Genomic DNA, 21,855 nt, shown 5'->3' with positions numbered 1-21,855 from the left:
GTTACTGGCCTGCTGGGTGGGGTGGTAGCTGGGGGGTGTACGGCCCAGCGCTGGGGGGTGCGGGGGGCTGGGGGGGGGGGGGGGGGCGGTGCCCGCCCGCCCCCGGGAACAAGCGTCAGGCCTTCTCGACGTCGGCCCACTCAACCTGGTTGAGCAGGTTGATCTTGACGTTCTTCACCTTGGTCGAGTAGCCGGAGTTGTTCCGGTAGAAGTACACCGGGATGTACGGCATCTCCTTGATGAGGATGTCGTCGGCCGCCTGGTACTGCTTGAGGCCCTCCTCGGGGGTCGCCGCCTGGTCGCCCTTGGCGACCGTCTCGTCGAACTCCTTGTTGGAGTAGCCCGCGTAGTTCGAGCCGGTCTTGATGGCGCCGGTCGAGAAGATCGGCGTCAGGTAGTCCTCGGCCGACGGGTAGTCGATCGCCCAGCCCATCCGGAACATGCCCTTGTACTTCTTGGCGTCCAGGTCGTCCAGGATGTTGGCGAACTTCTCGAACGGCTTGACCGTCACCTCGACGCCGAGGTTGGCGCGGAGGTTGTTGGCGACGGCCTCGATCCACTCCTTGTGACCACCGTCGGCGTTGTAGCCGAGCTCCAGCTTGGCCGGGCCCTTGGCCGCGGCGTACTGCTCCTTGGCCTTGCCCGGGTCGTAGGCGCACGCGGTGCAGGCGCCCTGGCGGTAGCCGTCGATGGCCGGGTTGATGAAGTCGTCGGCCGGCGCACGGGTGCCGGAGAAGACCGTCTCGGCGATGGTCTTCCGGTCGATGGCCATGGAGATGGCCTCGCGGACCTTGACGTCCTTGTACTCGTCGTTGTACTGCAGCGGGAAGCCGATGTAGCCGATACCGGCGTCCGGCTGGTCCTGGTAGCGGTCACCGAGCGCGGTCTTGGCGCTGGCGATCGCCGACGCGGGCAGCGAGTCGTGGATGTCGACGTTGTCGGCCTGCAGGTCGTTGTAGGCCGTCTCCGAGCTGTTGTAGAGCTTGAACTGGAGCTTGGTCCAGCCGGTCGGCTTCTTGCCCGGGTACTTGTCGTAGACCGTCAGGTCGATGGTCTGGTCGGTGCCCTTCTTGTAGGGCTTGTCCAGCTTGAACAGACCCTGACCGATGGGCTTCTCGCCGTACTCGCTCGTCACCTTGCCGTCGGAGCCGAAGGCGGCCTTGGGCAGCGGGTAGAACGCGGTGTAGCCGAGCATGGTCTTGAACTGCGAGAACGGCGCGCTCAGCGTGACCTCGAGGGTGGTGTCGTCCACCGCCTTGAGGCCCTTCATCTCCTTGGTGCTGACCGGCTTGCCCTCACCCGGGTTGAGGTCGGCGTAGCCCTCGACGCGACCGAAGAAGTAGCCCGCGCCCTGCGCGTTCTCCTGGTTGGCCGCGTAGTTCCAGGCGTCCACGTAGTTCTGAGCGATCACGGGCTCGCCGTTGTGCCAGGTGTAGCCCGGCTTGAGCTTGATCGTCCAGACCTTGTTGTCCTTGGTCTCGATCGAGTCGGCGGCGCCCATGACGACCTGCTTGTTCTCGTCATAGTTCACCAGCGGCTCGAAGACCGCCGCGAGCGCCTCGGCGCCCTCGGACTCAGTGGTGTTCGAAGGGACCAGCAGGTTCTGCGGCTCGCCAAGCTCCATACGGACCGGCGTGTCGCCGCCCGACCCGGAGGTGCCCGTCGAGGTGCCGCCGCCGCCACCACACGCGGCAACCGCGAGGGCCAGCAGCGCGGTACCGGCGACGATCTGTGCGCCCTTAGTAACACGCATGGTAAGAAGATTCCTCCCTCTACAGGTGGGCGTAAGCGCTGAGCTGCGATGATCGTGAGCAGCCTGACGGGGGGTTCGGTAATCCCCCGGGTTTGGCTGACATGGTCAAACCAGCCGACGCCCTGCCAGTCGATCGCGACTATCCCTCACTACGTGCCACCAGCGAGTCTCTGGCGCGTTGCAGTTCGGTCACACGTGCGCCTATCCACCGTCACAGTCATTGGGCGCAGACGGTGCATAAGCTTTCATTACCGTCAGATAACCCCAGGACTGGACACGGACAGTCGAGCAAAAATACCCCTTACCGAATCGTGCTCGCGCCCTTGCCCGCCACGCGCCGGGTCACTGGGCTACGGTTGTTCGGGTCTTGGCGGCACCTTGGAACCGGGCGCTCCAGGACTTCGTCCAACTGTCTGCCGCGCACCGGCGTGGCAGCACCCCACCGACCGGGATCCAATAGAGTCCTTGCCATGAGTCAGCCGGAATCCGCTGTGGCGGACGCCCAGGCGGGCGGCCGAGGCGGGCAGGAGCCGCTGGCCAAGCTCGCCGCGAGATACGGGCTTCGCCGTGCCATCGCACGGCCGAGGTTCCCTGTCTACGTGCGCCAGCTCTGGGAGCGGCGGCACTTCATCCTGACCTACGCCACCTCCCGCAACGTCTCGAAGTACTCGAGCTCCGCCCTGGGCCAGCTCTGGCAGGTCCTCACGCCGCTGCTCAACGCCGCCATCTACTACGTGATGTTCGGCCTCGTGCTCGGCGGCAAGGGCCACATCCACAACTACTCCGCGTTCCTGCTGACCGGGATGTTCGTCTTCACCTACACCCAGCGGTCGGTCACCGCGGGAGCCAAGTCGATCTCCGGCAACCTCTCGCTGATCCGCGCGCTGCACTTCCCCAGGGCCTCGCTCCCCCTGGCCTACATCATCCAGGAGCTGCAGCAGCTCGCCATCTCCATGAGCGTGCTCCTCGTGATCGTGCTCATCACCCACGAGCCCATCGCGCTGAGCTGGCTGCTGGTGCCGGTCGTGCTGGTGCTCCAGACGCTGTTCAACGTGGGCGCCGGCCTGGTGATGGCGCGGCTGGGCGCCTCCATGCGCGACCTCAACCAGCTCCTGCCGTTCATCACCCGCACCTGGCTGTACGCCTCGGGCGTCTTCTTCTCCATCCAGGAGAGGGTCGTGGGCACCGCCCACGCGCCCCAGTGGGTGGCCGACGTCATGTACTACGCCAACCCGGCCGCCTCGTACATCGAGGCCATGCGCGACATCCTCATCACGAGTGGCGGCGGGCACAACCCGCCGGATTCGGTGTGGATATCCTGCGTATTCTGGGCGGTGTTCGCACTCTGCTTCGGCTTCTGGTACTTCTGGCGGGCCGAGGAGAGGTACGGGCGTGGCTGAACTTACCGAGGAGCTGTCACTGGTGAAGGCCGAGGAGCCCGCCGTCGCCGGCACGGACGGCAAGGCGAAGGCGCAGCCCAAGCCGGCTGCGCCTTCGGCCGCGCAGCCGAAGACGGCCGCCACGTCGCCTCTCGACGTTCCCACCGGCACGCCCACCGTCATCGTCGACGACCTGCACATCATCTACCGCGTGTACGGCGCGGCCTCCGACGCCGAGAAGGGCAACGCGGTCAACGCCCTCACGCGCATCCTGAGGCGCCAGGGCAGGCCGCAGATGAAGGAGGTCCACGCCGTCAAGGGCGTCTCCTTCGTGGCCTACCACGGCGACGCCATCGGCATCGTGGGGCGCAACGGCTCGGGCAAGTCCACGTTGCTGCGCGCCATCGCCGGGCTCCTGCCGCCCCACGCGGGCGCCGTCTACACCGACGGCCAGCCGTCGCTGCTCGGCGTCAACGCCGCGCTCATGCGCGAGCTCACCGGCGAGCGCAACATCGTGCTCGGCTGCTACGCCATGGGCATGACACCGGCCGAGGTCAAGGACAAGTACCAGGAGATCGTGGACTTCTCCGGCATCGACGAGTTCGTCCAGCTCCCGATGTCCACGTACTCCTCCGGCATGGGCGCCCGCCTGCGCTTCGCCATCTCCTCGGCCAAGACCCACGACGTGCTGCTCATCGACGAGGCGCTGGCCACCGGCGACCGCGAGTTCCGCAAGAAGAGCGAGCAGCGCATCAGGAAGATCCGCGAGGAGGCCGGCACGGTCTTCCTCGTCGCCCATGACCTGCGGGTCATCGAGGAGACCTGCAACCGGGTCATCTGGCTGCACAAGGGCAAGATCAAGATGGACGGCGACCCGAAGGAAGTGCTCGCCGCCTACAACAAGGGCTGAGCCGACAAGGGCTGAGCGCCCGAGCACTCGACACACCCGGCCGCCGGCGCGTGCGACACGCCCGGCGGCTTCGTCGTGCGCCTGCGACACGAGTGGCGTACACCTGACAGCGTGGCCGGCGTTCCGATATGATTCGAACGTTGTTTCGATACGACGAGGCGTGGATGGAAGGGAACGGGGGCGCGATGGGCGAGCTGTCGGCCGCGATCGACCACCTGGCCGTCGAGGACGTGACACAGATCCCGAGGATGGAGCTGGCCGAGCAGCTCATCGATCTGCACTGGCAGATGGCCCGCCTCCAGGCCCAGATCGCCCGCCGCACCGGCGTCCGCGTCTGACCACCAGACCCGGACCACCCGCCACACCGGCGTCCGTATCCGACCGCCAGACCCGCACCACCCGCCACACGGTCTCGTGTTCCGACCGCCAGACCCGGACCACCCGCCACACCGGCGTCTCGTGTTCCGACCGCCAGGTCGGCGCCCGCTACTCGGGCCCCCAAGCGCCGTTCGGCCCTTGAGGGCGTCCGAGCGCATGCCGCCCGCGGATGAACTGCCGCCGGAAGACGCCCACCGGCCCCTGCGACGCCCGGGTGCGCGGCCGGGGAGACCCGTCCGCCCTTCGGGGGCCCCGGGGCATGCCCCCGGCGCCCGGCTGGGTCGTGGGCGCCCTGACGCCCCCTCCCGGCCCCGTGACGGGCTCGGCGTGACGCGGGGACGCTCGGGCGGCCGCATGGGGACGGGCGGGATGGGGTCCTCCCCGTCAGGGGCCGGACATGGGAGAGCCGCCGGTCCCTGTTCGAGGGACCGGCGGCGGGCTGCGCCTCTCACCGGGGTCGCCGCCCTGCAGTGACGACGGCCCCGGCTCGTGAGGCGTGATCCGGGCGCGGGCGCGTCCGCCCGGCCCGTGCCGTTCCACCGGCTGCCGAGGCGGGCCGGACGAGCACCGGCACCAAGGCGCTCGTCCACTCCCCCTCAGGGTCACCGGTGGGCACGGCGGGCGGCTGCCCGGGTCGTCAGGTCAGCCGCGTGCCCGGCACCACGCCGCCCGAGGCGAGACCGCGCTGCAGCGGAGAGCCGGACACCACGGCCCCCGGGGTCACTCCCTGCGCCAGCGGACCGCTCGGCACGATCCCGCGCGCCACCGTCGCGTTCGGCACCACACCGCCCGAGGTGACGCCGCGCGCCAGCGAGTTGCCCGACACCACACCGCCCGGCGTGATCCCGCCCGGCGTGATTCCGCGCACCGCCGTGCCGCCCGGGAGCGCACCGCTCTGCGCCGGCGCCACACCGCCGGGAGCGACACCGCGCGTCGCGGCGGCCCTGGGGGCCGTGCCGCCCTGGGCGGAGCCACGGGCCCGTGTCCCGGCCGGCGAAGCGTCACTCCGCGCCATCGGGACCCTCTGCGCGACCGCGCCCTGAGCCGGGATCCACGGCGTCATGCCACCCTGCGCGAACGGCACACCCTGCCCCACACCACCCTGCGCGAACGGGACACTCGGGGCGACGCCACCCTGGATCGGCGCGACGACCGGCGCGCCATGCTGGGCGACAACGGGCGCACCATGCTGGGCGACGCCACGAGCCGCCGTCTGGGCAGCACTGCGGACAGCCGCCGGGGCCCCGCCACGAGCCGCCGTCTCGGCCACACCGCGGGCAACTGCCGGGGTCGGGGCAGCACCGCGGGCGACCGCCGGGGTCGCCGTCTGGGCAGCGCCGCGGGCGACCGCCGGGGCCGCTTCGCGGGCCGTCGTGCGGGTGGCGGCGTTCCGCGTGACGCTCCCGGTACGGGGAAGGCTCCGCACGGCGGCGCCCTCCCGCATGCCCCGGGACAGGGCGTCATCCAGCGACCGGCCGGCCGGGACGCTCAGGATCGGGTCCTCGGCCAGGTCGGGACGGCTGGGCTCGACGAAGCGGCGCTCCCAGTTCTCGCGGGACTCGCGGGGGCGGCGGGAGCGTCCCCTGTCATCGTCGCGGGCACGCGAGGCCCTCCGGCCCGTACCGGCCCTGCGCCCGTTGCGGCGACCGTCCCGGTCGGCGGCGGCCGCGTTCCTCGCGCCGCCCCGGCGTCCGCCCGCTCGGGCGTTCCCCTCGCCGCGCGGGTCCGGTGAGGCGGGCCGGACCGCGCCCGACACCGCGGGCCGCGGCGTCCGGTCCACCGGCAGGCCGGCTCCGAGCGTACGAGCCCCCGGAACCTCGGCGCCGGACACCCCCGTGCCCGGCGCGACCGGAGCCACCGGTGCCACCGGTGCCACCGGTGCCACTGGTGCCACTGTGGCGACGGCGTCGACCGGCGTGCCTTGCTCCTCCGCACCCGGCGTCCCGGCTCCCGGCACGTCGGCGCCGGCGACGGGCCCTCCAGGCGTGTCGGCGCGCAGGGTCCGGCCCGCCAGAGCGTCCCGGCCGCCCGCCGCGTCGTCCAGCGCCCCGGCGACCGGTGCCCCGGCGACCGGGGACGTCACGTCCGGCGCGCCCGGCCCGGTCGTGAGCGGTCTGGTGGAGCGGTGCGCCTGCGCGTGGGCCGGCGGGACGGTGAGGGCCGCCGCCAGCCCGAGTGACGCGACGGCGACAGCCGTCTTGACTACACGATTCATGATTGCCTTCCCGGCTCGTGATCGATCGCTCTCGCATGCGGAGGAGAGAGACTCGACAACCCCCCGAAAGCCGAGACGAGCACGCGGTGGGCACCACACGCGGCGCGCCGCCCGGCTGGGCTACTGAACGTAGTTGTACCACCGCGCCCAGTGGTCCGCTGGGCGGGTCAACGAGCCTTCAAGAGGCCGGGGAGATCGGGGACGAGGCCGGTGGACGGCAGGGTGAATGGGCGGCATGTCGGGACACGACAGTGGGGCGTTCCCGGCATTCGCCGCCCGCTCTCCGAGCACGCCGACGGCCCGCGGACGACGACCGGTAAGGACGAATGCCGCGGGCCGGGCGCGCAGATTTTCCGGTAGCCGGATGCTCGCTTGACCGCCCGGACGGGACGGGCCCGCCGGAAGCCGGACCCACCGGGCCCGCCGGAAGCCGGGCCCGCCGGAAGGGGCGTGCGAGTCACCCGGACGGACTCAGACGGCCACCAGAGCCTCTTCCGCGGCCGCTTCCGCCGCGGGCTCGAACGGGAACCGGTCGGCGAAGGCGGGGCGCAGGTCGCCCAGCCACACCGCCGTGGGGTCGTAGTGCGCGAAGAACGGCCGCCCGACCAGTGACGGGTCGCGGGCCTGGATGAGGTGGAGCACGAAGACCCGCTGGCCGGCGATCTCCGTGACCCCGTCGACGCACACCTTGCCGGGCGTGGCCGACATGGACGGCCCGCGCACGGTGCGGCAGAGCCCGGAGACCGACGCGTACGCGTCCCTGAACACCTCGTGGGCCCGCGCCAGCGGCACCGCGAAGTAGTCCTGCGGGCCCGTGTCGCGTTCGACGAACATGTAGTACGGGATCATCCCCATCCGCAGTTGCCGGCGCCACATGGCCGACCACAGCGCCGGGTCGTCGTTGATGGAGCGGATCAGCGGCGCCTGCGTCCTGATGGTCGCGCCGGTGCCGAGGATGCGCCGGACCGCGGCCTCGACCAGCGGCGGCTCCAGCTCCTGCGGGTGGGTGAAGTGGGCCATGAAGGCGAGGTTCTTGCCGGCCGCCACCACCTGCTCGAACAGCTCCAGCGTGGAGTCCGCGTCGGGGTCGGTGGTGAAGCGCTGCGGCCAGTACGCGAGCGACTTGGTGCCGATGCGGATCGACTCGAGCTGGTCCAGGGCGAGCAGCGGCTCCAGGTAACGCCGGAGCACCGGCTCACCCATGATCATGGCGTCGCCGCCGGTGATGAGCACGCTGGTGACCTCGGGGTGCCGGCGGATGTAGCGCACCATCTGCTCGACGTCGTCGGAGGCGAACTTGAGGTCGGCGTCGCCGACGAACTGCGCCCACCGGAAGCAGTACGTGCAGTAGGCGTGGCAGGTCTGCCCCTGCTTGGGGAAGATCAGGACGGTCTCGGGGTACTTGTGCTGGAGTCCCGGTACCGGTTCGTCGTCCAGCCGGGGAACGTTCAGCTCCATCTGCCCGGCGGGGTGGGGGTTGAGGCGGGCACGGACCCGGTTGGCCTCGGCGAGGAGCTCGGCGGCCGGGACCTCTGCCTTGAGCAGGTCGGCCAGCCGGGCGACGTCGGCGGCGGGCAGCATGTCCGCCTGGGGGAAGACCAGTCTGTACATGGGGTCGTCGGGCGCGGCCGACCAGTCGATGAGCTCGTCCACGACGTACGCGTTGGTGCGGAACGGGAGCACCGTGGCCACGGCGCGCACCTTCAGCCGCTCGTCGTCGTGGAGCCCTGCCCGGAGAAGGAGGTCGTCGAGATGCTTGGACGTGTACGCCCGGAAGCGTCGTGTGCCGGCCTGGTTCAAGATCACTAGGCGTTTCCCCTCATTTTTGTTCGTGCGCCGGTAAACCTCAAGCCTCTGTCGCGCGTCTATGGCTCTTATATCCGGACGTTGCTAACCCAGGATTCGGTTCCGCCGAGTCGGAGATGAGTTTCCGCGACATCTCGCGACATATCGCGTTCGGGGCTACACTGGCGCCGTGACCCACGATCCCGCGCTGCGCGCCTCCGACACCGACCGCGACCGCGTGGCCGCCGTGCTGGGCGAGGCGCTCGCCACCGGCCGGCTCACCAGCGTCGAGCACGCGGACCGCCTGGAGGCCGCCTACACGGCCAAGACGGTCGGCGAGCTCGTCCCCCTGACCACGGATCTGCCGGACGTGACCGCCTCCCGTCCGCCCGAGACCGTCGAGCAGCAGACGATCCGCTCCACGTTCAGCAAGATCATCCGCAAGGGTCGCTGGGTCGCCTCCCGGCACACCACGCTGGCCGTGACCTTCGGCGCGATGATCGTCGACCTGTCCGAGGCCGTGCTGCCCGGCCGCGAGGTCACCCTGGAGTGCGACGCCCGCTTCGCCAAGCTCATCGTCCGCGTCCCCGACAACGCGCACGTCATCGACGAGGGCGGCTCCACGTTCGGCAAGCGCAACGTGACCGGCGGCTCGGCCGGCGACGGCCCGCTCATCCGCATCACCGGCGTGTCGATGTTCTCCAAGGTGATCGTGTCCCGCGGCGTCACCGACTGGAACCTGCGCTGACCCCGCGGCGTCACCGCCTGGAACCCGCACTGACCCCGCGCCGGCCCGCCATGACCCCGCACTGACCCCGCGCCGGCCCGCCATGACCCCGCGCGCCTCTCCCGGCGGATCGGGCATCGGCGCCACCGGCTAGCCTGGCAAGCGTCCCGCCTGCGCCGCGGTTTCGCCGAGCCCGCGTTCGGCGACCCTCTCGGCGGGCACGCAGCCCGTACGAGGTGACCCAGTGTCCGACAGCAAACCGATCGCGCTCGACGCCATGGGCGGCGACCACGCCCCCCACGAGATCGTCGCGGGAGCGGTGCACGCCGTGCGCGAGCGCGGGCTGCAGGTCGTGCTGGTCGGACCGCCGCGGATCCTCTACGAGGCCCTCGCCGACCACGACGCCACCAAGGAGATCCCCATCGTGCGGGCCGAGGAGGTCCTCGCGATGGATGAGGGCGCCCTGGCCAGCCTGCGCCGCCCCCGTTCGAGCATCGCCATCGCCTGCCATCTCGTACGGCGGGGCGACGCCTCGGCCGTGGTGTCGGCGGGATCGACCGCCGGCATCGTCGCCACCGGCAGGCTCCGCCTCAAGCCCCAGCAGGGCGTCCTGCGGCCCGCGATCGCCGTCTCCCTGCCCACCCGCCCCCACCCGACGCTGCTCGTGGACGCCGGGGCCAACGCCGACGCCAAGCCCGAGATGCTGGTGCAGTTCGCCCACCTCGGCACGGCGTACGCGGAGCTGGCCCACGGCCTCACCCAGCCGAAGGTCGGCCTGCTCACCATCGGCGCCGAGGCCGAGAAGGGCAACAAGCTGGTCAAACGCGCCCACGAGCTGCTCCAGAGCACCCCCGGCCTGCACTTCACCGGCAACGTCGAGGGCCACGACCTGCTCACCGGCGCCGTGGACGTGATCACCGCCGACGGCTTCACCGGCAACGTGGCGCTCAAGACCATGGAGGGGACCGTCCGCTACGCCTTCCACCAGCTCGGCGAGGCGATCGGCGAGAGCCCGGCCGCCCGGGTCGGCGCGTTCCTGCAGCGCTCGCGCCTCCGCGAGCTGCGCCACCGCCTCGACGCCGAGGCCCACGGCGGCGCCGTCCTGCTCGGGCTCAACGGCACCGTGGTCATCGCGCACGGGTCGTCCCGGGCCGCGGGCGTCAGCGCCGCCTGCGCGCTCGCCGCGGAGCTGTCGGCCGGCGGCATCGTCACCCGCGTCGGCGACCGGATCGCCGCCCTTCCCCGATCACACAGGCTCTGGTGAACCCGTAGTCTTTGGCGCATCCACACGAACCGGGGGGACGCGTGCAAGGGCTCACCGCGGCACAGGCCGCCCAGGCTAAGCGGAACATCGTCCCGCGCCGGTCCAGCCGGTCCTTCGGCGCCATCATCAGGGCCAACGTCTTCACGCTGTTCAACCTGGTCATCGGCGTGCTCTGGGCGCTCATCCTGATCTTCGGGCAGTGGCAGGACGGCCTGTTCGGCCTGGTCATCGTGGCCAACGCGCTGATCGGCATCGTCCAGGAGTGGCGCGCCAAGCGCACCCTCGACCGCCTGGCCGTCATCAACGAGGCGCCCGTCCGGGTCCGCCGCGACGGCCGCGACCAGGAGATCCACCCGCAGGACGTGGTGCTCGGCGACCTCGTCCTGCTCGGCTCCGGCGACCGGCTGCTCGTGGACGGCGAGGTCGTCGAGTCCGACGGCCTGGAGATCGACGAGTCGCTGCTGACCGGCGAGGCCGACCCCGTGCACAAGCGGCCCGGCGACCGGGTGCTGTCGGGCAGCTTCGCCGTCGCGGGCTCCGGCGCGTTCGTCGCCACCCACGTCGGCACCGACGCCTACGCCGTGCGCCTCGCCGAGGAGGCCAGCAAGTTCCACCTCGCCCACTCCGAGCTGCGCGAGGGCATCTCCAACTTCATCAAGTACGTCACCTGGCTGGTCATCCCGATCGGCGCGCTGCTGATCTACAGCCAGCTGCGCAACTCGGGCGACTTCGGCACCGCCATCACCGGAGCGGTCGCCGGCATCGTCACCATGATCCCCGAAGGTCTGGTGCTGATGACCTCCATCGCCTTCGCCGTCGGCGTCGTACGGCTGGGCCAGCGCAAGTGCCTGGTCCAGGAGCTGCCCGCGATCGAGGGCCTGGCCCGGGTCGACGTGCTGTGCCTGGACAAGACCGGCACCCTCACGGCGGGCGGCATGGACCTCGACGAGGTGCTGCCGATCAGCGCCGAGCACGGCGACGGGCAGACCGGGCACGGCGACGGGCAGACGCGGCAGGGCGACGGGCGGACGCGGCAGGGCGACGGGCGGAGCGGCCGGGAGGCCGTGGACGAGGCGCTGGCCGCCCTGGCCAACCTCGACCAGCGGCCCAACGCCACCGCCCAGGCCGTGCAGGTGCGCTATCCCGCGATGCCCGCCGGGTGGACGGCCACGGCCAGCGTGCCGTTCTCCTCGGCCCGCAAGTGGAGCGGCGCCGACTTCGGCGAGCGCGGGGCGTGGCTGCTCGGCGCCCCCGACGTGCTGCTCGACGGCGGCGCCGGCTACGAGCGGGCCGCGGCGCTCGCCTCCACCGGCGCCCGCGTGCTCGCGCTGTGCCGCACCGGCGACCTGGCCGCCGCCGAGCGAGGCGCCCCGGACGCGAGCGTCGAGTGCGTCGCGCTCGTCACGCTCAAGCAGCGCATCCGCCCCGACGCCCACGAGACCCTCGGCTACTTCGCCCGCCAGGGCGTCGCCGTCAAGGTCATCTCGGGCGACAACCCCGAGGCCGTCTCCGCCATCGCCACCGGCCTCGGCATCCCCGACGGCCACCGGGCCGTCGACGCCCGCACCCTGCCGGAGGACGACCCCGACAAGCTCGCCGACCTGCTGGACGCCAACACCGTCTTCGGCCGGGTCACCCCGCGGCAGAAGCGGATGTTCGTCAGCGCCCTCCAGTCCCGCGGCCACACCGTCGCCATGACCGGCGACGGCGTCAACGACGTGCTCGCGCTCAAGGACGCCGACCTCGGCATCGCGATGGGCGCGGGCAGCCCCGCCACCAAGGCCGTCGCCCAGGTGGTGCTGCTCGACAACGCCTTCGCCACGCTCCCCCACGTGGTGGGCGAGGGCCGCCGGGTGCTGGCCAACATCGAACGCGTCTCCAACCTGTTCCTCACCAAGACCTTCTACGCGATCGTGCTGTCGCTGCTGACCGGCGTCATGGGGCTCATGTTCCCGTTCGCGCCCCGGCACTCCACGCTGGTCAACGCGCTGACCATCGGCATCCCCGCGTTCTTCCTCGCCCTCGCGCCCACGCTGGAGCGCTCGCGGCCCGGCTTCGTGCCCCGGGTGCTGCGCTTCGCCGTGCCCGCCGGGGTGCTCTGCGCGGCCGCGGTGCTGCTGTCGTTCTGGGCCGCCCACAGCGGCACCTCCACCCTGAACGAGGACCGCACCTCCGCGGTGATCACCCTGTTCCTGACCACCTGGTGGGTGCTGGTGCTCATCGCCCGTCCCCTCACCTGGTGGCGGGTGGGCCTGGTCGCCGCCATGGCGGTGCTGTTCGGGGTGGCGCTGTCCATCCCGTTCGTCCGCGAGTTCTTCGCCCTGGACCCCGGCGACCTCAGCAACGACCTGACCGCCGTGGGCATCGCCGTGGTCGCCTCCGCGGCGATCACCGTCGCGATCAGCCTCACGCTCAGGCTCGCCGGTACCCTTAGACCATGACCGACCCGCAGATGGTGCTCACCGACCGCGTCCAGCAGGCGCTGGCCGCGGCGTTCGGCGCCGAGCACGCCGACGCAGACCCGCTGATCCGGCCGTCCCAGTTCGCCGACTTCCAGGCGAACGTGGCGATGAGCCTGGCCAAGCGCCTGCGACGGTCCCCGCGGGAGGTCGCCGAGGCGCTCGCCGCCGAGCTGGCCGACTTCCCCGGCACGGTCGAGGTCAGCGGCCCCGGGTTCCTCAACATCAAGCTCGACGACACGTGGATCTCCGGCGAGGCCGGCCGCATGCTGGAGGACGCGCGGCTCGGCGTCGGCACGGTCACGCCGGCGCAGACCGTCGTCATCGACTACTCCGCGCCCAACGCGGCCAAGGAGATGCACGTCGGCCACCTGCGCACCACGATCGTGGGCGACTCGCTGGCCCGCATCCACGAGCACCTGGGCAACACCGTCGTCCGGCAGAACCACCTGGGCGACTGGGGCACGCCGTTCGGCATGCTCATCGAGCACCTGCTCGACATCGGCGAGGAGGCCGCGGTCGCGCAGCTCGAAGCCGGCATGGGCACCGAGTACTACCAGGCCGCGCGGCAGAAGTTCGACGGCGACGAGGCGTTCAAGACCCGCTCGCGGGCGCGGGTGACCACGCTCCAGTCGGGCGACCCCGAGACGCTGCGGCTCTGGCACGTCTTCATGGACGCCACGGTCCGCTACTTCAACAAGGTCTACGGCATGCTCGGCGTCACCCTGACCGACGCCGACATCGCCGGCGAGAGCATGTACAACCCGATGCTCCAGAAGACCTGCGACGACCTGGAGGCGGCCGGGGTCGCGGTGCTGAGCGAGGGCGCGCTGTGCGTCTTCCCGCCCGGCTTCACCGGCTCCGACGACAAGCCGCTGCCGCTCATCGTCCGCAAGAGCGACGGCGGCTACGGCTACGCCTCCACCGACATGGCGGCCATCCGCTACCGCGTCCACGACCTCAAGGCCGACCGCATCCTCTACGTGGTGGGCGCCGACCAGGCCCTGCACTTCCGCATGGTGTTCGCCGCCGCGCGGCAGGCCGGCTGGCTGCCCGACACCGTCTCGGCCGAGCACGTCCAGATCGGCATGATGCTCGGCAAGGACGGCCGTCGCTTCAAGACCCGCTCCGGCGAGTCGATCAAGCTGATGGACCTGCTGCAGGAGGCCATCGACCGCGCCTCCGTCGTCCTCGCCGACCGCGACTACGACGACGAGACGCGTGCCGAGATCGCCCACGCCGTGGGCATGGGCGCGGTCAAGTACGCCGACCTGTCGATCAGCCACGACAGCGAGTACGTCTTCGACTTCGACCGCATGCTCGGCCTGACCGGCAACACGGCCCCGTACCTCCAGTACGCCCAGGCCCGCATCCGGTCCATCTTCCGCAGGGGCGGCGTCGACCCGGTCGACGCCACCGGTCCGATCGTCCTCGGTCACCCGGCCGAGCGGGCGCTGGCGCTCCAGCTCCTCGGGTTCGGGGCCGTCGTCGAGAAGGTGGCCGAGACGACCGAGCCGCACCGGCTGTGCGCGTTCATCTACGCCACCGCCACCGCCTTCACCACCTTCTTCGAGGAGTGCCCGGTGCTGAAGGAGGGCGTCGACGCCGACACGCGCGCCTCGCGGCTCGCGCTGTGCGCCCTGACGCTCGGCGTGCTGGAGACCGGGCTCGGCCTGCTGGGCGTCCCGGTCCCCGAGCGCATGTGACAGCCGACGTGCCGATCGACGTGGGCGCGCCTCCCCAAGGTTGGCGCGCCCCCCGGTTACGCTTTACGCGGTCATGAACCGAGGCCGAAATTGGGGGAGTTCTCTGCCTTGAGCACGGACCTGACTGCCGGCCCCCAAGCCGCGGCGGAGCTGAGACGCTACGCCGAAGCGCTGCTGGCTCACCTGGCCGCCAACGGCACCGCACCCCCCACCGCACCGGGCTTCGCCGACATCCCCGGCAACTGGCTGCCGCCGGCCGTCCAGGCGCTGGTGGCGATCCTCGCCGGCGACGACCCGCTGGAGCCGCTGAGCAGGGCCGCCGGCCGCGACCAGCAGCGCACGGCGCTGTTCCTCTGCCTGGCGCTGGCCGTCGCGGGCCACGGCAGCCGCATCCACGCCTCGTGGCTCGGCACCGCCTTCGGCGACCTGTCCATCGAGCAGCCCGTCACCCACGGGCAGCGCTCCCTGTGGCTGGCCGCCGCCCGGGGCGCCTTCGGTCCCGCCGGCAAGATCTTCGTGCTGCGCAAGCTCGACGCGCTGGCCGTGCCCGACCATGCGGACCACCGTCAGTGGGTGCAGGCGCTCCTCCCCGGCGAACCCGCCGTGGTCGTGCCCGTGTCGCTCGTCGACTTCCCCGAGATGGCCGAGATCCCCGAGCTGGCGCGGCCCGCGCAGGCCGCCGCCCGCCTTGCGCGACTGCGCGCCCGCTGCACCGAGATCACCTCGGCCCGGCAGGCCGACCACGACGCCGCGACCCCGCTCACCAACAACGCCGCCAGCCCCGTCACCTCGTGGGCCGAGGACGAGCCGCTCGCCGTGCTGCGCTCCCTCATCGGCCTGGGCGGCCCCGCGGGGCCCATGGCGTCGCTGACCACCCACCTGCTCGACGACCTGCGTCCCGGCGCCGACCCGCACCTCGCGGCGATCGCCCTGCACGTGGCCGCGCCGGTGCTGCGCGGGGTCGCCGAGGAGCTGGAGGCCGACAGCCGCCTGGAGCCGCCCGAGACGGTCACCGTGCCGCTGCTCGGCCACCCCATCGTGCTGCGCCCCGAGGGGGCCGACCCGGCGTCCATGGCCGCGGCCGAGACCGCCATCGCGGCCGAGGGCACGCTGCCGCGCCGCCGGCCGTGGGAGGCCATCGGCCTGATCATCGCCGGCGTCGGCTGCGTGCTCGGGGCCCTGCAGCTCGGGTGGCCGCTCGTCGTGCTGGGGGTGGCTCTCATGGGGCTGGCGGGGTGGCGGCTGTGGCGGCGCCGCGCCGCCATCGAGTCGGACGCCCGCTACGTGACCGCGCGCATCGCCGAGCTCAAGGAGCTGGCGGACGGGGCAGTCTGGGCACTGCACGCGTACGCCCGCGAGGCGGAGGCACGCGCCAAGCAGGCCGCCGAGGACTCGACGGAGCTGACCCGGCTGATCCGGCGCGGCCCGCGCGCCGCGTAGACCGCCGCGCCCACCCTCAAGGCACCGGACCCGGCCGTCCAGGACGCGCGCCGTCAGGCTCGTCTCGCGTCCTCATCTCGCGTCCTCAGGGCGGGTCCCGGCCTCTCCTCCCCGCGCCGTTGCGACCGTCTGAGGCGCCGGACAGGTCTCAGGCTTCAGCACGCGCCTGAGATGCCGGGGCGTATCAGGCTTTCGTACGGGTCTCAGCCTTCCGCGCGCGTCTCTGGCCTTCGTACGGGGCTCTGTCTTCCGCACGCTTCTCTGGGCTCTCGTACGGGTCTGAGGCGCCGAACATGTCCCAGAGGCCGTAGGCGTCCCAGGGGCCGGAACTACGTCGAGCGCCGCGCGCATCTCAAGCGCTGCGCCGATCCGAGGGCCGGAACGCGTCTCGGGGTCGCACCAAGGTCGAGCGCCTCGCCGGTCTCAGGGGCTGCGGCCGGCTAGATCGAGCGCCGCTCCCATCGCAGGCGCCGCGCCGCTCTTAGGGCCCGAACGCGTCTCAGGGGCCGTATCTACGTCGAGCGCCGCGCCGGCCTCAGGGGGCCGCACCCAGCCAGGTCGAGCGCCGCGCCTGTCTCAAGCCCCGCGCCGGCCTGAGGCGCCGAATGCGGCTGAGGCCGGTGTGCCCGCGCCTGAAGGCTCAGCCGTCCGAGGCAGCTCTCCGCCGGGCCGCGAAGCCGCCCTAGGCGTCTCCAGGCGTCTCCATGCGGCTCCATGTGGCGCGTGCAGCCGTCTGCCTCCCCCACGCCGCCGAAAAGAGCCCTCCGGGACTCCCGCACCGGGATGTCCGCTCGCTCTCCCCACGCTCAGACACTCTCCGAGGCCCAGGTGCCCCCCAAGCCCAGGTGTACCGAAGCCCGCTGTACCCGAGGCCCAGGAGTACCCGGAGCTCAGGTGTGCCCGGGGCGCGCGGCAGGAGCCAGGCGTGTGTCGGCAGGAACCTCGCGGTCTCCGCGCGCTGGACCATAGGAGCGGTCCATACGCGCTCGGACGTCATCTCATCCCGTTCTTCACACGCTAGGAGGTCTCGATCTCCACGTGCGCCGGTGCGAGCAGGAACACCCGGTCGGCGATGCGCTCGATCCGGCCCTCGCAGCCATAGGCCAGACCGGCCGCGAAGTCCACCATCCGGGTCGCCTCGGGCATCGGCATGCCCGTCACGTCCATGATCACCGTCTGACCGTCGCGGAAGTGCTGACCGATCATCGGCGCGTCGTTGTACTTGAGCGGCTGGACCATCACGATTCGCGACGGGTCAACGGTCGACCGCCACCTTCTGGCCGCCCGCTCCGACGCCGGCATGTACTCCTCTTCGTACTGCTCGTCGTCGTAGTGGTCGTCGTACTGGTCGACCCCGCCCAGGCCAAGGTAGTTCACCACCTTGCGCACAGCCCCCATCGGCTTGTCCTTTCCTTCAGGAACTCACCGTAATCGGCACGTCCCTACACATTGGACGGTAACCGACGATTCCGTGTTCGCCATGCGACACGCCCACGACCAATTCCATTTTGTACGGCAAGCGGCCAGGTTTCACCCGGATATCTCTCCCCCGAAGGCATCGAGTCATGCGTCGGTCGTCACTGTAGACGCCTTCACCGACACTTTTTGCCCCCGGTAATCCTTCCGTGGTCCGCCGACCGGAGTCAGCCGCCGCCGGCGCATGGACGCAGGCAGCGGAGCCTCACTTGTCTTAGATGCCCCCGTGGCCGGATTGGTTCAGGAGGCTCTCGACCTCGGTCGAGACGGCCCAACGCTATTCGCACGGCACGGGACGCGGAGGGGGCATATTCACCATCGCCGACCGAACGCCCACAGTGAATCGCACGGCCAGTTTCATGATCACAATGGATTTTCAGGCCGAGGAAGTGAGAGTGGCCACAGTTCCGTCCGGAGGGGAAAAAGCCCTCCACAGTGGCGCCGTCGCGGTGCATGGGAGCAATCGCGACCTCCCCGCCGAACTCCTCCCGCACCGCCCGCACCGGTCGCGTTCCGGGGAGGCGCCCGCCCGGGTCACGTCGACCCGGATCAGCTCCGCTACCCGTACTTTCACGGCTCGAACGGCCGGGAGACGAATCACGGAGCGTCACGCTCCGCAGGAGACCACCCGGCGTGCCGGGCCGGCCGTGGACCGAGTCCACCGGGCCGGTCACGCGGTGACGGTCCTGACGGGGGAGCTCCATATCTAGTACGTCGTTCCCCTCTTCTCTCAGCCGTACACCTGTGAATCCCAAGACTCCCCAAGCTCTCCTGACGCGCACCGACCCCTCACTCATGCAGACGTGTCGACGACCCGGCGGAGTTCCCCCGTACTTCGCCGCCTGGACCGGCGGCTCAGCAGTGAGACGTCTACCTGCGACGACGTACGCGGTGTGCTTATGAGTACATTCGTACCGTTCCGCGATTGCGGATGGGTTGACGCCGGCTTGCGCCCCAGCCAAACGTGGAGCGGCCACCTGGCGACACACCCCGGCCGCCTCGGCCGATGCCGCAACAAATGCCCGGAGTCAGCGCGCGGCAGCCGTCGGCGGTCGTCTCCCGGACGTGAACCGTTCAGCCCTGCCCGGCCAGGCCGCTCTCGTAGGCGATGATGGCCAGTTGGGTGCGGTCACGGGCCGGCAGCTTCGCGAGCAGCCTGCTGACGTACGTACGCGCCGTGTCGGGGCTGATGAACAGCTCGGCGGCGATCTCCTGGTTGTTCAGCCCGCGCCCGATCGCGGCCAGGACCTCGCGCTCGCGACCGGACAGCCCCTCCACCAGCTCCGGCCGGCCCCGGCCGCGTGCCGAGGCGGCCGCCCGCATCACCTTCCCGGTGATCGACGGCGCGAGCAGTGACTGGCCGTCGGCCACGAGCCGGATGGCGCTGCGCAGTTCTTCCGGCAGGACATCCTTGAGCAGGTATCCGGAGGCGCCGGCGCGGATCGCGTCGAAGACGTTCTCGTCCTCGTCGAACGTGGTCAGCACGACGACCCTGACGCCGTCGAGCTCGCCGACGACGCGCCGGGTCGCGGCGATGCCGTCGAGCGCGGGCATCCTGATGTCCATGAGCACGATGTCGGGGCGGTGCGCGCGGGCGGCGACGACCGCTGCCTGACCGTCTCCCGCCTCGGCGACGACCGTGATGTCGCCGTCGCGCTCGGCCAGCGCGCGCAGCCCGGACCGCAGCAGCGGCTCGTCCTCGGCGATGACCACCCTGATCACGCCCCGCTCCTCCCGCGTCTGCGGCGGGGGGATGGCCGCCGTCTCTCCTCGGCCAGCGGCGTCCAGGTGGTCACTGTCTCTTCCCTCGCGAACGGCGTCCAGGTGGTCATCATCGGGGACAGCCCCCGGGTGAGTGGCCTGCGCAGGCGCCGGTGCGCCTCACCGTCGGCCGAGAGCACGGCCTGCGCCCCGCCGTACCCCTTGACCAGCTCGGAGGTCTCTTCCCTCACGAGCGGCAGCCGCGCGGCCACCGACTCTTCCCGCGCCGCCGACAGCCGAGAGGCCACCGCCTCCTTGCGCGCCGCCCACAGCCGGGCGGCCACCGACTCCTTGCACGCCGCTCGAAGCCGGGCGGCCGCCGGCTCCTCCTCGGCCTGCTGCGGCCGGGTGGTCGCCATCTCTTCCCGCGCCATCCGCCATCTAACGGTCATGGGCTGGCTCCTGCGTCAGCGGCAACCGGGCGGTCACCGTCGTCCCGGACGACGATCGGCTCGTGGTCAGGACGCCGCCCAGCAGGGCCGCCCGCTCGCGCATCCCGGCCACCCCCCTGCCGCCCGCACGGCGAGCTGCCGGGCCCTTGCCGTCGTCCGAGACGGTCACGTACAGGGCGTCGCCCTCGATCCGGGTCGTGATGGCGACAGAGGTGGCCTCAGCGTGCTTGATCACGTTCGTCACGGCCTCCTGGGCGATGCGGTGGGCGGCGGTGGCGATCGAGGAAGGCACGCGAGACGCCTCGGCGTCCAGCGCCGCCCGCGCGGTCAGCCCGGCGAGCCGCGCGGACTCGACGACGGACTGGATGCCCTCCAGACCGTGGGGCGCGAGGTCGCGCCGGCCACGCCGCTCCGGGGAGGCCAGCATGGACACGGTCGTGCGCAGCTCGCGCAGGGATCGCGACGTGGCGTCCACCACGTTGGCCAGCGAACGGACCGCCGCCTCGTCGTCGCGGCCGACGGCCTCGCGGGCCACGTTGGCGTGCACGGTCACGATCGCCAGGGCGTGCCCGATCGTGTCGTGCAGGTCGCGGGCGATGCCGAGCCGCTCCTCCTGCATGGCCTGTTCGGCGCGGTGGCGTTCGCGCTCGCGTTCCAGGGTGACGATGCGCTGCTGCTGTTCGTGGAGCTGACGGCGGCCCCGCACCGTGGACGCGAGCGCGATGGCGCAGCCGATGAGAGCCGCGTTGGTCAGCAGGTCGTAGCTGAGGACGTCGCCCTGCTCGTGCTCGTTGACGACGCGGAAGAACGCCGACACGCCCAGCAGCACCAACCCACCGCCCAGCGGCCACCGGCTGCCGCGGCGTTCGGCCGCGAAGTACAAGGCCGCCGCCGCGGGGACGGCCATGCCGATGGGCGGGTGGTCCAGGGAGTAATAGAGGAAGATGCCGAGGATGGTCACCACGAGGACGGAGACCGGGGCCACCCGATGGGCGAGCAGTACAAGGCCGAACCCGCACGCGAAGGCGTACGCTCCCCACCCGTGATAGCCGCTGCTCGGGGCACCCGCGGCGATGACGAACGAGACCGCGACCGCCTGGCCGACGGCAACCAGGGCCAGGTTCACCCCTTCAGGGACACCGTCCGCGTCCCGCCGCCGTCCTTCCTGCTGGAGCATGCCTCGCCCTCTGCACTCGCCCTTCCCTGTCTCCCGCTCCTCGCCTGTGCCCGATACCGATGTGCCCGACGTCGAGCCAGGCGTGCGGCCGGTTGGTCTCGCCCTCCGGTGCGCGGAGATCCGGTCCCGGGCTCGGTGTCCGGAGGTTCGGATTCCGGACACAGCGCGCGGGGTGCGCTCTCCAGTCCCAGTGTGCGGCCTCGTCCGCCGCCGGATGCGCGCAAGCGCGCGGATGTCGCTTCTGAACGTACAAGCGGAGCCGGGAGATGACTCCTGCGGGGCGATGTGGAGGAACACGACGCATCCGTACGTTCGACCGCATGACAGCGAACACGCCTTCCGCGCCGGACAACCGGCCGGAGTCCCCTCTTCACTCGATCAACTGGCCCCTCGTCCTCGGGCTGGCCGCCATCGCGTTCGTCCGACCGTTGTTCTCCATCGTCGGCCTGTCGGATGCCCTCGGGAAGCCGGCGACTCCCATCGTCCTGACGGTGGTGATCTCCCTGGCGTGGATCCTCATCGTCGGCCTGACCCGGGTACGGCGCCCCGTGCTGACACCGGCGCTGGCGGGAGCCGTCTACGGACTCTTCGCCATCGCCACCAGCGGCCTACTGCTGCGGGGAATCCCCGTGGCCCTCTTCGGCAGCACGTCGATCCTCATCACCAACCTGGTGTGGGGAACTGCGTGCGGCCTGCTCGCCCTGCTGCTGCAACGGCTGCGCGGGGTGCGTTGATCCCTGCTCGCTCAGCGGTGAAGGCGCCTGTCCCGCCGCGACGACGAAGGTCCCGAGATGGCGCAGACTCCGTCTGGCAAGGTGAAGCCGGCCGTCTCGCGCGACCTCCGGGCATGCGAAAAGGGGCCCACACGGCCCCGGCATCAGCCAGGCCCGCATGAACCCCTTCTCAAAAGATTGTCCGGCGGTGACCTACTCTCCCACACCCTCCCGAGTGCAGTACCATCGGCGCTGGGAAGCTTAACTTCCGGGTTCGGAATGTAACCGGGTGTTTCCTTCCCGCCATAACCGCCGTAACC

16 protein-coding genes and 1 rRNA gene are annotated in these 21,855 nt (G+C 71.3%); 9 read left to right on the top strand and 8 right to left on the bottom strand.

Features of this window, described 5'->3' with window-relative positions:
• Positions 1 to 115 precede the first annotated feature (115 nt).
• Positions 116 to 1,753 (bottom strand): peptide ABC transporter substrate-binding protein, encoded by a 1,638-nt coding sequence (locus tag HTZ77_RS44365; protein ID WP_175595819.1) that lies wholly within the window; start codon positions 1,751 to 1,753, stop codon positions 116 to 118.
• Positions 1,754 to 2,223: 470 nt separating this feature from the next.
• Between HTZ77_RS44365 and HTZ77_RS44360 the strand changes: the two genes are divergently transcribed.
• The 3 genes from HTZ77_RS44360 to HTZ77_RS44350 all read left to right on the top strand — a co-directional run bounded on the left by HTZ77_RS44360 (position 2,224) and on the right by HTZ77_RS44350 (position 4,380).
• The gene (locus HTZ77_RS44360; protein WP_175595818.1) at positions 2,224 to 3,153 is read left to right on the top strand and encodes an ABC transporter permease; all 930 of its coding nucleotides are present in this window, start codon (positions 2,224 to 2,226) and stop codon (positions 3,151 to 3,153) included.
• Entirely contained in the window at positions 3,146 to 4,042 is an 897-nt protein-coding gene (locus tag HTZ77_RS44355; RefSeq protein ID WP_175595817.1) for an ABC transporter ATP-binding protein, read from the top strand. The genes HTZ77_RS44360 and HTZ77_RS44355 overlap by 8 nt, the downstream gene beginning before the upstream one ends.
• A gap of 140 nt (positions 4,043 to 4,182) precedes the next feature.
• Entirely contained in the window at positions 4,183 to 4,380 is a 198-nt protein-coding gene (locus tag HTZ77_RS44350) for a hypothetical protein (RefSeq protein WP_175595808.1), read from the top strand.
• A gap of 677 nt (positions 4,381 to 5,057) precedes the next feature.
• On the opposite strand, the gene HTZ77_RS44345 is transcribed toward HTZ77_RS44350, so the two are convergent.
• Complete coding sequence (locus tag HTZ77_RS44345) at positions 5,058 to 6,635, bottom strand: hypothetical protein (protein ID WP_175595816.1); 1,578 nt, start codon at positions 6,633 to 6,635, stop codon at positions 5,058 to 5,060.
• Positions 6,636 to 7,106: 471 nt separating this feature from the next.
• Positions 7,107 to 8,441 (bottom strand): KamA family radical SAM protein, encoded by a 1,335-nt coding sequence (locus HTZ77_RS44340; RefSeq protein WP_175595815.1) that lies wholly within the window; start codon positions 8,439 to 8,441, stop codon positions 7,107 to 7,109.
• A gap of 169 nt (positions 8,442 to 8,610) precedes the next feature.
• Here HTZ77_RS44340 and HTZ77_RS44335 point away from each other — a divergent pair, with 169 nt between their 5' ends.
• The 5 genes from HTZ77_RS44335 to HTZ77_RS44315 all read left to right on the top strand — a co-directional run bounded on the left by HTZ77_RS44335 (position 8,611) and on the right by HTZ77_RS44315 (position 16,016).
• A complete protein-coding gene (locus HTZ77_RS44335; RefSeq protein ID WP_328809126.1) occupies positions 8,611 to 9,168 on the top strand; it encodes a DUF1707 SHOCT-like domain-containing protein in 558 nt (185 codons plus the stop codon).
• A 223-nt stretch (positions 9,169 to 9,391) separates the two neighbouring features.
• Complete coding sequence (gene plsX / locus HTZ77_RS44330; protein ID WP_328809125.1) at positions 9,392 to 10,411, top strand: phosphate acyltransferase PlsX; 1,020 nt, start codon at positions 9,392 to 9,394, stop codon at positions 10,409 to 10,411.
• Positions 10,412 to 10,452: 41 nt separating this feature from the next.
• Positions 10,453 to 12,852, top strand: coding sequence for an HAD-IC family P-type ATPase (locus HTZ77_RS44325; protein ID WP_328809124.1), 2,400 nt, complete (start codon positions 10,453 to 10,455; stop codon positions 12,850 to 12,852).
• The gene (argS, locus tag HTZ77_RS44320) at positions 12,849 to 14,576 is read left to right on the top strand and encodes an arginine--tRNA ligase (RefSeq protein ID WP_175595814.1); all 1,728 of its coding nucleotides are present in this window, start codon (positions 12,849 to 12,851) and stop codon (positions 14,574 to 14,576) included. The genes HTZ77_RS44325 and argS overlap by 4 nt, the downstream gene beginning before the upstream one ends.
• A 108-nt stretch (positions 14,577 to 14,684) precedes the next feature.
• Complete coding sequence (locus HTZ77_RS44315; RefSeq protein ID WP_235996118.1) at positions 14,685 to 16,016, top strand: hypothetical protein; 1,332 nt, start codon at positions 14,685 to 14,687, stop codon at positions 16,014 to 16,016.
• Positions 16,017 to 17,033: 1,017 nt separating this feature from the next.
• Here HTZ77_RS44315 and HTZ77_RS44310 read toward each other — a convergent pair.
• The 4 genes from HTZ77_RS44310 to HTZ77_RS44295 all read right to left on the bottom strand — a co-directional run bounded on the left by HTZ77_RS44310 (position 17,034) and on the right by HTZ77_RS44295 (position 20,822).
• Complete coding sequence (locus HTZ77_RS44310; RefSeq protein ID WP_175595813.1) at positions 17,034 to 17,414, bottom strand: cell division protein SepF; 381 nt, start codon at positions 17,412 to 17,414, stop codon at positions 17,034 to 17,036.
• A 1,152-nt stretch (positions 17,415 to 18,566) separates the two neighbouring features.
• Entirely contained in the window at positions 18,567 to 19,214 is a 648-nt protein-coding gene (locus HTZ77_RS44305; RefSeq protein WP_175595812.1) for a response regulator, read from the bottom strand.
• Positions 19,211 to 19,645, bottom strand: a complete 435-nt coding sequence (locus tag HTZ77_RS44300; protein WP_175595811.1) for a hypothetical protein — start codon at positions 19,643 to 19,645, stop codon at positions 19,211 to 19,213. Before HTZ77_RS44300 ends, HTZ77_RS44305 begins: the two co-directional genes overlap by 4 nt.
• The gene (locus HTZ77_RS44295) at positions 19,635 to 20,822 is read right to left on the bottom strand and encodes a sensor histidine kinase (RefSeq protein ID WP_175595810.1); all 1,188 of its coding nucleotides are present in this window, start codon (positions 20,820 to 20,822) and stop codon (positions 19,635 to 19,637) included. Before HTZ77_RS44295 ends, HTZ77_RS44300 begins: the two co-directional genes overlap by 11 nt.
• 320 nt (positions 20,823 to 21,142) lie before the next feature.
• Between HTZ77_RS44295 and HTZ77_RS44290 the strand changes: the two genes are divergently transcribed.
• On the top strand, positions 21,143 to 21,556 hold the full coding sequence (locus HTZ77_RS44290; protein WP_175595809.1) for a hypothetical protein: 414 nt from the start codon (positions 21,143 to 21,145) through the stop codon (positions 21,554 to 21,556).
• Positions 21,557 to 21,735: 179 nt separating this feature from the next.
• Here HTZ77_RS44290 and rrf read toward each other — a convergent pair.
• Positions 21,736 to 21,852: ribosomal RNA gene (gene rrf / locus HTZ77_RS44285) — 5S ribosomal RNA — on the bottom strand.
• Between the last annotated feature and the right edge of the window lie 3 nt (positions 21,853 to 21,855).

This window comes from Nonomuraea montanisoli (assembly GCF_013363975.1).
GTDB lineage: Bacteria > Actinomycetota > Actinomycetes > Streptosporangiales > Streptosporangiaceae > Nonomuraea > Nonomuraea montanisoli.
This window is presented reverse-complemented; position numbering and strand designations above follow the sequence as displayed.